We start from the raw sequence: 10,678 nt of genomic DNA, 5'->3' as shown, positions 1-10,678 counted from the left end.
AGGCTGCGATCTTTTGATTTTCAAAACCAACATCAAAAGATCGCAGCCTTCGGCAGCTCCTACGAAAATTTGTCAAACGATCACAAACAGGCCATCCACAACCTGAGCTTGAGCGAGACGCGCGCGCAGATCGTCATCAATGGCGCAATCATCAGGTTTGTACAACCGGACACGACGATAGGCCGCGACCCGATCAATTTCCTGTCCCAGATAATCCCAGACAACTCTTGAACAGGAAGGGGCGCGATGATCAGCAGCCGAAACGCCAAGCTTCAATCCATTTAACCGTGTAATGCAGCTTTTGAAACTTGGAATGAGAATAGTTTGACTGATCTCGTTTAAAGTCAGCGATTCATAATCTACGAAAAAAAGGCGATCTCGCAGGTAATAAGCAACACCTTTATATCGATATCGTTCAAACCCGCCTTCTACCCCAGACATCTGTAACTGCTCATTTCGTTCATACACTATGTCATCGCCTTCTTCCCGCACATGCACAAGTGAACACAGAATGGAACCCGGTTCAGTCATCGCATGGTAGTACTCGTGGTAATACCCCGTGTGAGCCTTCAGTTCTGGTGAGGATTGTTTGCGCAGATGTTTCAAAACTCTTTGTGACACTGTTTCTTCATCGAAGAGCCTGGCTTTGCTGGTTTTTACGCCAATCAATGCAATGAACTGCTCGCTTGGCAGGCGCATTTCAAACTCTTCCACACCAAAAAAATCGCAAATCCGCTTGAGGTTAAAAGGTGCGGGCATACTATTCCCACAAAGATACTTATTAAATTGCCCACGATTAATACGAACCTTCCTACAGACCTCTGCGACAGATCTGTAGTGACTACACAGAAACCTCAAGTTTGCGGAAAAAAATTCACACATAAATCACTCAGCAAGAAACCCAGGAGAACTCACCATAGCAGCAACCAGCATCACATTTGAGCAACTTGCGAAATTGCATCGGATGAAATATGGCTGGATATTACGACTCCTGAAAGGCTTCAGGACTGGCGACACCATTAATTCGCCAGCACTTACAAAGCAAGGAGCTTGGAATGCTAGACATCATCAACGACTTTCTGTCAGGCAAGGTATTAATACCTTTAGTGCTTGGCTTGGGAAGCTACTTCACTGTCCGATCCGGATTTGTTCAGTTGAGGTATTTCCCCCATATGTTTGGCGTATTACACGGCAGTTGGCGCGGCAACAGCCATCACTTGAGTTCATTTCAGGCGCTTATGCTCAGCCTTGCCGGGCGAGTCGGCACGGGTAACATCGTCGGCGTCGGGATCGCGGTAAATATGGGCGGGCCTGGTGCGGTGTTCTGGATGTGGATGACTGCTCTCTTGGGCATGTCGAGTAGCTTTTTCGAATGTACGCTGGGACAGCTCTATAAGCGTAGCGATGGCAAAGGCCTCTATCGAGGGGGCCCGTCCTGGTACATCCAGCACGGTCTGGACAAGCGCTGGCTCGGCATGATCGCAGCCGTACTATTGCTGGTGACTTTTGGATTTGCGATCAACGGCCTCGAATCGCATGCGGTATCTCATTCACTAAAAGATGCGTTTGGCGTAGCACCGATCTGGTCAGGGCTTGCACTTGCGCTGATGCTGGGGGGCGTTTTCATTGGCGGGATAAAGCGCATTGCGGCAGTTGCTGACCTTCTGGTACCTATTAAAGTTCTCGCCTACATCAGCGTGACGGCCTACGTAATGGTTCTGCAGTTCGACCAAGTTCCGGCGATGCTCATGACCATTATTAACAGCGCGTTCGGGCTGGATCAGGCTTATGGCGGGCTGGTTGGCAGCGCAATCATCATGGGGGTGAGACGCGGAGTGTTTTCCAACGAGGCAGGACTGGGAAGCGCCCCCAATGTCGCGTCAGTGGCGAAGATCGGCCACCCGGTTGCACAAGGCGTAGTACAAGCACTGAGTGTTTTCATCGATACTTTCATAATCTGCACCTGTACCGCACTACTGATTTTGCTATCGGGTTTCTACACACCAGGATTTGAAGGTGACGGGATTGCGCTGGCACAAAACTCGCTGGCAGCAGTCGTTGGGGAATGGGGACGAATGTTTATCAGCGTAACACTTGCGCTCTTCGTATTCACGGCGATGCTTTACAACTATTACCTGGGAGAAAACAGCTTGCGGTTCATGTTGGGTGAGCCTCGTAAGACGCTGCTCTTGTACCGTGCGCTAGTACTGATATTAGTCTACTGGGGCTCCGTCGAAGACCTGTCCACTGTTCTGGCTTTTGCAGACATCACCATGACGCTGCTCGCGCTTGTCAACTTGGTAGCGATGTTCTTGCTCTTCAAAATAAGCATGCGTGTTGTGCGCGACTATGACGAACAACGCCGCGCCGGAATCAAGAAGCCCATTTTCGACTCAAGCAAATTCCCGGATCTGGATATCGATCTTTTGGCATGGCCGCCGGGATATAGCTGCCCAGACATAAATACTCATAGCGAGAACGTTATTTCTTCGAGCACCCGCAAACAGACTGCCAAACGTTAAACAGAACATGCAAAGTCATTAAATCAATTAATGGCTTTGCAGCTATTGCATCAAATGTACCTAAGAATAAAATCTCAAGAACCATGCTTTCTTCGAGCCGTCACGCCCAGAACAAACAGAAGGACTTTATCCCATGAATCGCTTTTACCCCCTCAAGGCAAATGCAACTAATACTCCAACATACTTTATAGACTCGCATGCCACACCCAATCAGTTATTTGAAGACGCTTGTTTCAGAATTCGCGCTTCCGCGGGCCTTTTGGAGGCTTTCACATTAGTCACCATCAAGGGCACCAACGATTCTGATTTTTATAAACTAATACTTTCAGCGTACGTGCTACTTCAGGACGGCGTCGACACGCTGGAACAGATCACCTTCAAAGGAGGAGTCATTCATGTATAAAATCGTGACCCAAGAAATGCTCAGAGCTGCTTTGGTTAAAGCAGTTGAAATCAAGCTGATACCCAAGCACTCGTTGCTGGCCGATTATTTAAAAAGCGGGGTACAACTCGAACAAGTCATTCAAGCGGCACTTGAGGCGCAACCGAAAATAGCCAAGTTTTGTGGGCTGAGATGTATGGCCTCAGAGGATCTTTCACCCGAGAGTAAAAAAGCGCTGGCAATCCCCACCGCTGATATGCGCCACTAGCGCCATTGATTGAGACCGCGCCACAGCGCGGCGCACCTGGAGACCCCGTTATGAGCGAGAGCGTGTTTGCCGATCGCATCGTGCAGAACCTGCTCGACACCGACTTCTACAAATTGACGATGATGCAGGCGGTGCTGCACAACTACCCCAACGTCGAAGTCGAATGGGAGTTTCGTTGCCGTAACAGCGAGGATCTGCGCCCGTATCTGGCCGAGATCCGCTACCAGATCGAGCGACTGGCCGAGTTGAGCCTGAGCGCCGACCAGTTGAATTTCCTTGAACGCATCAGCTTCCTGAAACCGGACTTCCTGCGTTTCCTCGGGCTGTTCCGCTTCAACCTGCGCTACGTGCACACCGGCATCGAGAACGGCGAGCTGTTCATCCGTCTGCGCGGGCCATGGCTGCATGTAATCCTTTACGAAGTGCCACTGCTGGCGATCGTCAGCGAAGTGCGCAACCGCTATCGCTACCGCGAAACCGTGCTCGAACAGGCGCGCGAGCAGCTCTATCGCAAGTTCGACTGGCTGACCGCCAACGCCTCGGCCGACGAATTGTCGCAACTGCAGGTCGCCGATTTCGGCACCCGCCGCCGGTTTTCCTATCGCGTGCAGGAAGAAGTGGTGAACGTGCTCAAGCACGATTTCCCCGGGCGTTTTGTCGGCACCAGTAACGTGCATCTTTCCCGCGAACTGGACATGAAACCGCTGGGCACCATGGCCCATGAATGGATCATGGCCCACCAGCAACTCGGCCCACGGCTGATCGACAGCCAGATCGCTGCGCTTGATTGCTGGGTGCGCGAGTACCGAGGTTTGCTGGGGATCGCCCTCACCGACTGCATCACCACCGATGCCTTCCTCGGCGATTTCGATCTGTTTTTCGCCAAGCTGTTCGATGGCCTGCGCCACGACTCCGGGGATCCGGTGGTGTGGGGCGAAAAATGCATCGCGCATTACCACAAGCTCGGCATCGACCCGATGAGCAAGACGCTGGTGTTCTCCGACAGCCTGACCCTGCCCAAGTCGCTGGAGATCTTCCGCGCGCTGCACGGTCGGATCAACGTCAGCTTCGGCATCGGTACCAACCTCACCTGTGACATTCCGGGTGTCGAACCGATGAGCATCGTGCTTAAAATGACCGCCTGCAACGGCCAACCGGTGGCGAAGATCTCCGACGAGCCAGGCAAGTCCCACTGCAAAGACCCGAATTTCGTCGCCTATTTGCGACACGTGTTCCAGGTTCCTGCCGATTCCCGTCTATCTAGCAAGGAGTGAATTCATGCAAGCCGTACAGCGTGAGATTGCGCAGCAGCTCAAGGTGCAACCGCCGTTCGCCGACTACCAGGCCCTGCAGGCCGAAGTCGCCCGGCGCATCGCCTTTATTCAGGATTGCCTGGTCAATTCCGGGCTCAAGACGCTGGTGTTGGGCATCAGCGGCGGCGTCGACTCACTGACCGCAGGCTTGCTGGCCCAGCGCGCGATGCGCGAACTGCGTGACCAGACCGGCGACAACGACTACAAATTCATCGCCGTGCGCCTGCCGTACGAAACCCAGTTCGACGAGCACGACGCCCAGGCCTCGGTGGATTTCATCGCCCCCGACGAACGCCACACCGTCAACATCGGCCCGGCCGTGAAGTCGCTGGCCAGTGAAGTCGCAGCCTTTGAAGGCAAGCACGCGGTTTCGGTGGATTTCGTCCTCGGCAACACCAAGGCGCGGATGCGCATGGTTGCTCAGTACACCATCGCCGGCGCGGCGCACGGTCTGGTGATCGGCACCGACCACGCGGCGGAAGCGGTGATGGGCTTCTTCACCAAGTTCGGCGACGGTGCCTGCGATCTGGCGCCGCTGAGCGGTCTGGTGAAAAATCAGGTGCGCGCGGTTGCCCGCAGCTTTGGCGCGCCGGAGTCGCTGGTCGAGAAAGTCCCGACGGCGGATCTGGAAGACCTGTCGCCGGGCAAACCCGACGAAGCGTCCCACGGCGTGACCTATGCCGAAATCGACGCCTTCCTGCATGGCGAGCCGGTGCGCCAAGAAGCGTTCGACATCATCGTCGCAACCTACAACAAAACCCATCACAAACGCGTAATGCCATTCGCCCCGTAAGTTGCAAGCCCCTGTAGGAGCTGTCGAGTGAAACGAGGCTGCGATCTTTTGATCCGGCTTTGAAGATCAAGAGCAAAAGATCGCAGCCTGCGGCAGCTCCTACAGAAAACAAAAAAGCGTCCCGAGGGACGCTTTTTTTATGCCTGACTCAATTACTTGACGGTAATCGTGCCTTTCATCATCGAGATGTGGCCAGGGAACGAGCAGAAGAAGCCGTAGCCGCCGTCTGCAATCTTCGCCACGTCGAAGGTAAGCGAGTCGGTTTCCTTGGCGCCGATGATCTTGGTGTGAGCAATGATGCGCGCGTCACCTTCCGGCAGGTAGTTCTTGTCGATACCGGCGGCCAGGCCAGCGGTAGCGATTGGCTGCATGTCAGCTTCTTTGCTGATCACCAGGTTATGGCCCATGACGTTCTTCGGCAGGCTGCCGGAGTGGGTCAGTTCGACGGTGAAGGTCTTGCAGCTCTTGTCGATCACGATTTCCTTGGTGTTGAAGGACATCTGATCGGTGGAGTCAACGGTGGTTTTGCACTCGGCAGCCATCAATTGGCTGCTGGCCAGGGCCAGCAGGGATACCGCAACAACTTTGGAAAACATGGTGAATCTCCAAGGCAGGGTTAACAAAAACACTAATGGTGGAAAGACTGCCTGAAATCTTCGCAAGTTCCTATGACTTGAGTCAAAAATTGTATACAACTTTCAGGCTATGACACTCATCGAGACAATCTAACGGCCAGATTCCCCGGCCCGCCCTATGATCGGCGCATCTACTGAGACGGAGTGCCTGTCATGTTCTTTAACGGTCTGTTGTGCAGTTTGCTCGCCGCCTACGCCTGTGGCGCCAGCGGTACCTTTGAATCACCGGAGCGCGAAGTTTAGTCCTTGGATCGAGGCCTGCCAGCCATTACCCTGTGACGGATTGACCCAGGAGGAAGGCATGTCTGTGAAATCCGTGTGTGTATTTTGTGGTGCCAACGCCGGCACCGTCCCGGCTTACACCGAAGCCGCCATCGCCCTTGGCCAAGCCCTCGCCGAGCGTAAGCTGACGCTGGTTTACGGCGGTGGCGCCGTGGGTTTGATGGGAATTGTCGCCGACGCTGCCCTGGCCGCCGGCGGCGAAGTGATCGGCATCATTCCGCAGAGCCTGATGGACAAAGAGATTGGCCATAAAAGCCTGACACGCCTGGAAGTGGTCGACGGCATGCACGCGCGCAAGGCGCGGATGGCTGAACTCAGCGATGCGTTCATCGCCCTGCCCGGCGGCCTCGGCACGCTGGAAGAGTTGTTCGAAGTCTGGACCTGGGGCCAGCTCGGTTACCACGGCAAACCGCTGGGGCTGCTGGAAGTGAACGGTTTTTACAGCAAACTCACTGCTTTTCTTGACCACATCGTCGGCGAAGGCTTCGTTCGTGCGCCACACCGTGACATGCTGCAAGTGAGCGAATCGCCGCAAACGCTGCTCGATGCCCTGGATAACTGGAAGCCGACCGTCACGCCAAAATGGGTCGACCAAAAACCCGGCTAACCGCAAGGCACCGATACAGGGCAGAATACGCGCCGCTCAACCTCACCTTCGACCAAGAGGAACGCCCATGGCCAAACCCAATTACTCCTTCGCCAAACGTCAACGAGACCTGGCAAAGGAACAGAAGAAAGAGGAAAAGCTTCAGCGCAAGAAACAAACAGCTGAAGAAGCAGCACTGAACCCTGAGGGTGAAGTGGCAACAGAAGATGATGTTGATGCAACTGAAGCACCGAAAGATCAGGCGCCCGACGCCTGAGCCCCACCGGGTTTGATGATCGAATCAGACCCTGCGGATTTGTGACGGGGCTGGCGGTTTCACCGCCGGCCCTCACAGCCCTTCCCCTCAGAATTTGCCACAAAACCCTGTGGGAGCAGGCTTGCCCGCGATGATTGCGGCACAGCCAAAAAAGTCATCACAGACACTCCGCCATCGCGGGCAAGCCCGCTCCCACAGGGTGCTTTATCACTCATTGATTGGCATTACGGTGACGCGCACTTCCGGGTCGTGATTGCCGCCGCCAAGGATCACCCCGCGCAACGGCGATACATCGGAAAAATCCCGCCCCCACGCCAATGTGATGTGTTCCAGCGCCGGTTGCACATTGTTGGTCGGATCAAAATCCACCCAACCCGACACCGGACAAAACACCGATACCCAGGCATGCGACGCATCGGCGCCGATCAAGCGTGGCTGCCCCGGTGGCGGCTGAGTCAGTAGATAACCACTGACGTAACGCGCCGCCAAACCTCGCGAGCGCACACACGCCAGCATCAAATGAGCAAAGTCCTGACAGACCCCGCGACGCCGCTCCAGCACTTCCACCAGCGGCGTCGCCACCTGGGTCGCTTCGGCATCAAAAGTGAATTCGCTGAAAATCTTCTGCATCAAGGCTTGCACGCCGAGCATCAATGGCTGCCCAGGTGGAAAGCAGCTTTGCGAGAACTCGACGAAGCTGCGCTTCAAATGTACATACGGTGACTGGAACCGATAGCGACACGCCTCAAGTATTTCGGCGGACAACGGCTGGCTGCTGTAGGTCAACGCATCGCGGGTCTGCTCCCATGCCGGCGACTGCTTGAAATCCAGTGCAGGCCGCGCCAGCACTTCCACGGTCAGCCGTGCATTGACCTGCAATTCATCGTGCGGCCGTTCGAAGGCCAATCGGGTCAGCGGATTGCCAAACACATCCAGTTCATCTCGCCGCGCCGTCGGCTCCGGACTGATCAACAACGCTTGTTCAGTGCAGCGCTGCCAGGCGCACTCGCGCGGCCACAGGTGCGCCAGTTGCTGCGCCAGCGATACCGGGCTGTCGTAGTGATAACAGGTGTCGTGGAAGATCTGGTAATGCGCACTCATCAGACGGACACCGTACGCTGGCTGACATCATCGACATGGGCAAAATGTCTCAACGCCAGACGATCCGAGACTTGGCCGCTGGCCTCGGCGATGGCTTGCAACAGATCCGCCAGGCCATCGAGGGCCGCACGCACACTGTTCTCGCCGAACAACGGGTTTTCCAGGCAGCCCAGATCGAACCGCGCCAGACGCTCGACCAACTGCGGCAATCCCGCCTCCCTTGGCGCACCGAAATCATCGTTCAAACGTTTCAAGGTACGCGTCACCAATTTCAACTGGAACAACACCGCGTGCGGGTTTTGCTCATCGAGCAGCAATAGATCAAGCACTGGAATCAATTGCGCCACCGCCAGATAACGCGAGCGATAGGTGATGCTGCTGTTGCCCAGTTCCAGCAGCCATTCGAGCCCCGACTGATCGAACGCGCCGGCGCCGCGCAGAAATGCCGCCAGACTGCTGCTGAGAAATTGCAGACGCTCAATACGTCGACCAATCATCAGAAAGCGCCAGCCTTCGTCGCGGGTCATGTCATCCAGGGCAAAACCGGACAACGCCGCCAGCGACATTACCAGACGGTTGAGAAAATCCAGCAACTCGCCGAAATCCGGCTCGTCGGTGTCCAGCTCAGTGGCTTCGCGCTGCAATTCGACCAGTGCCTGCCAGTTCTCCCGCGAAAGCTTGCCGCGCACCTGCGAGGCGGCCCACTGCAAGCGTTGCAGGTTGGAGCGCAGGCTGAACGACCAGTCATCGCCGAGCAGTGCGGCCAGCAAACGTTCAGGCAACTCACCTTCGTCCGGTAATAGCGTCAGTCGCTCGCCGAGGTCGACGGCTGCCTGCAAGGCTTGCGGGTCATCGCCATCGACATACCGCGCGAGCATGATCCGCAGCAGCCGCGCACTGTCGTCGCAGCGTTCGCAATAACGGCCGAACCAGAACAGGTTTTCCACCACCCGCGACGGCAGATAGGGATCGCGCCTCACAAGATCATGCACGCCAACATTGCGCTGGGTTTTCCATTGTTCGCCGCTCGGCGCCCGCTCGCCCAGCACCCAGGTGTCCTTGCTTGCGCCGCCGCGCTGCATCGACACCACCTCGGCATCAGCCTCGGCGGCCACCCGGGTCAGGCCACCGGGCAGCACACGATAACCGTCGCGACTGGCGACGGCGTACATGCGCATGCCGATCGCCCGGGGTTGCAGTTGACCGTTCTCGGCCTGCCAGATCGGCGCGTGGGACAGTTGCGCCAATTCTTGCGCCACGTAGGCATAAGGCCGCGCTTGCATGCGCAAAGCCAGATCCTGGCGCTGTTTTTCGCTCAGATCCCGGCCAAATACGGGCGCAAAAGTCTGTGAGGGAAACGCCGGTTTGATCAACAGTTCCGGAAGTTTTTCCAGCGCCTGTGCCAGCACCGGCGCCTCGCCGCACCACCACGTGGCAATCGACGGCAGGATCAGTTCTTCGCCGAACAGGTATTGGTTGATCTTCGGCAGAAACCCCAGCAAACCCGGCGACTCCAGCACCCCGCTACCCAATGCGTTGGTCACCAGCACGCGGCCCTGACGCACCGCTTCGAGCAGACCGGGAACGCCGAGCGCCGAGTCCGTGCGCAGCTCCAGCGGATCGCAGAAGTCATCGTCGAGTCGGCGCATGATCGCGTGTACGCGGCGCAATCCGCTGAGGGTTTTCAGGTAGACCGTGGCATCGCGCACGGTCAGGTCGCCGCCCTCGACCAGGGGATAACCGAGCTGGCGGGCGAGATACAAATGTTCGAAGTAGCTTTCGTTGAAGCGTCCCGGCGTGAGCAAGACCACCAGCGGCGCGTCATCGCCGCTCGGCGCCTGACGCACGAGGGTTTCCTGCAAGGTGCGAAAGAAACCGGCCAGGTGCTGCACCTTCAGATCGCGGTACAACTCGGGAAAGGCACGGGAGACAATGGTGCGATTTTCCAGCGCATAACCGGCACCCGAGGGTGCCTGGGTGCGATCAGCCGTCACCCACCAGCGGCCGTCTGGCGTGCGCGCCAGATCCACCGCGTAAAGATGCAGAAAAGCCCCTTCCGGCGGCGCAATGCCCTGACACGGCCAGAGAAAATTGTTGTGGCCGAAGACCAGTTCCGCCGGCAGCAACCCTTCGCTGATCAGCTTTTGCGGGCCGTAGAGATCGGCCAACACGGCATTCAGAAGACGCGCACGCTGAGCGATGCCGGCCGACAGCTGCTGCCACTCATCCGCCGCAATCACATGCGGCAGCAAATCCAGTTCCCACGGCCGATCTGCGCCTTTGGGGTCGGCATAAACGTTATAGGTGACGCCGTTTTCCTGAATCTGTCGCGCCAGCAACGCCTGCCGCTGCATCAACTGCGCCGGGGTGCTGCGCTGCAACTGATCGAACAGCCGCTGCCAGTGCGGGCGCACCGCGCCACTGCCGTCGAGCAGTTCATGATAAGTGCCCGCCGTCAGCGGGTAGCGGTCTAGCAGGTCAGGCATGGAAAGCTCGGCAGACAGCAGGGAACGGTCAGA

General features: G+C 56.8%; 11 protein-coding genes. 7 read left to right on the top strand and 4 right to left on the bottom strand.

The window, feature by feature from the left end:
* Positions 1-72: 72 nt before the first annotated feature.
* Positions 73-882, bottom strand: a complete 810-nt coding sequence (locus EJA70_RS29790; RefSeq protein ID WP_158836131.1) for a helix-turn-helix transcriptional regulator — start codon at positions 880-882, stop codon at positions 73-75.
* Between the two features lie 173 nt (positions 883-1,055).
* On the opposite strand from EJA70_RS29790, the gene EJA70_RS29785 reads away from it, so the two are divergent.
* The 5 genes from EJA70_RS29785 to nadE all read left to right on the top strand — a co-directional run bounded on the left by EJA70_RS29785 (position 1,056) and on the right by nadE (position 5,278).
* The gene (locus tag EJA70_RS29785) at positions 1,056-2,522 is read left to right on the top strand and encodes a sodium:alanine symporter family protein (protein ID WP_158836129.1); all 1,467 of its coding nucleotides are present in this window, start codon (positions 1,056-1,058) and stop codon (positions 2,520-2,522) included.
* Positions 2,523-2,655: 133 nt separating this feature from the next.
* Positions 2,656-2,925 carry a hypothetical protein gene (locus tag EJA70_RS29780; RefSeq protein ID WP_158836127.1) on the top strand — a complete coding sequence of 90 codons (270 nt, stop codon included), beginning with the start codon at positions 2,656-2,658 and terminating at the stop codon, positions 2,923-2,925.
* Complete coding sequence (locus EJA70_RS29775; RefSeq protein WP_008078293.1) at positions 2,918-3,172, top strand: hypothetical protein; 255 nt, start codon at positions 2,918-2,920, stop codon at positions 3,170-3,172. The genes EJA70_RS29780 and EJA70_RS29775 overlap by 8 nt, the downstream gene beginning before the upstream one ends.
* Positions 3,173-3,222: 50 nt before the next feature.
* The gene (gene pncB, locus EJA70_RS29770) at positions 3,223-4,446 is read left to right on the top strand and encodes a nicotinate phosphoribosyltransferase (protein ID WP_008078294.1); all 1,224 of its coding nucleotides are present in this window, start codon (positions 3,223-3,225) and stop codon (positions 4,444-4,446) included.
* 4 nt (positions 4,447-4,450) lie between these two features.
* Positions 4,451-5,278 (top strand): ammonia-dependent NAD(+) synthetase, encoded by an 828-nt coding sequence (gene nadE / locus EJA70_RS29765; protein ID WP_158836125.1) that lies wholly within the window; start codon positions 4,451-4,453, stop codon positions 5,276-5,278.
* A 152-nt stretch (positions 5,279-5,430) separates the two neighbouring features.
* Here nadE and azu read toward each other — a convergent pair whose 3' ends face one another.
* Positions 5,431-5,874, bottom strand: coding sequence for an azurin (gene azu / locus EJA70_RS29760; protein ID WP_008078296.1), 444 nt, complete (start codon positions 5,872-5,874; stop codon positions 5,431-5,433).
* A gap of 340 nt (positions 5,875-6,214) precedes the next feature.
* On the opposite strand from azu, the gene EJA70_RS29755 reads away from it, so the two are divergent.
* Together EJA70_RS29755 and EJA70_RS29750 are read left to right on the top strand one after the other, a co-directional pair.
* Positions 6,215-6,802 (top strand): TIGR00730 family Rossman fold protein, encoded by a 588-nt coding sequence (locus EJA70_RS29755; RefSeq protein WP_008078297.1) that lies wholly within the window; start codon positions 6,215-6,217, stop codon positions 6,800-6,802.
* 67 nt (positions 6,803-6,869) lie between these two features.
* Positions 6,870-7,058, top strand: coding sequence for a hypothetical protein (locus EJA70_RS29750; RefSeq protein WP_158836123.1), 189 nt, complete (start codon positions 6,870-6,872; stop codon positions 7,056-7,058).
* A gap of 207 nt (positions 7,059-7,265) precedes the next feature.
* Here EJA70_RS29750 and EJA70_RS29745 read toward each other — a convergent pair whose 3' ends face one another.
* Both EJA70_RS29745 and EJA70_RS29740 read right to left on the bottom strand, forming a co-directional pair.
* Complete coding sequence (locus EJA70_RS29745; RefSeq protein WP_158836121.1) at positions 7,266-8,159, bottom strand: transglutaminase family protein; 894 nt, start codon at positions 8,157-8,159, stop codon at positions 7,266-7,268.
* Positions 8,159-10,645, bottom strand: a complete 2,487-nt coding sequence (locus tag EJA70_RS29740; RefSeq protein ID WP_158836119.1) for a circularly permuted type 2 ATP-grasp protein — start codon at positions 10,643-10,645, stop codon at positions 8,159-8,161. Before EJA70_RS29740 ends, EJA70_RS29745 begins: the two co-directional genes overlap by 1 nt.
* Between the last annotated feature and the right edge of the window lie 33 nt (positions 10,646-10,678).

It is taken from the genome of Pseudomonas sp. PB103 (genome assembly GCF_009764635.1).
Classification (GTDB): domain Bacteria; phylum Pseudomonadota; class Gammaproteobacteria; order Pseudomonadales; family Pseudomonadaceae; genus Aquipseudomonas.
The sequence above is the reverse complement of the archived record's forward strand: the minus strand, read 5'-3'. Positions and strand labels throughout refer to the sequence as shown.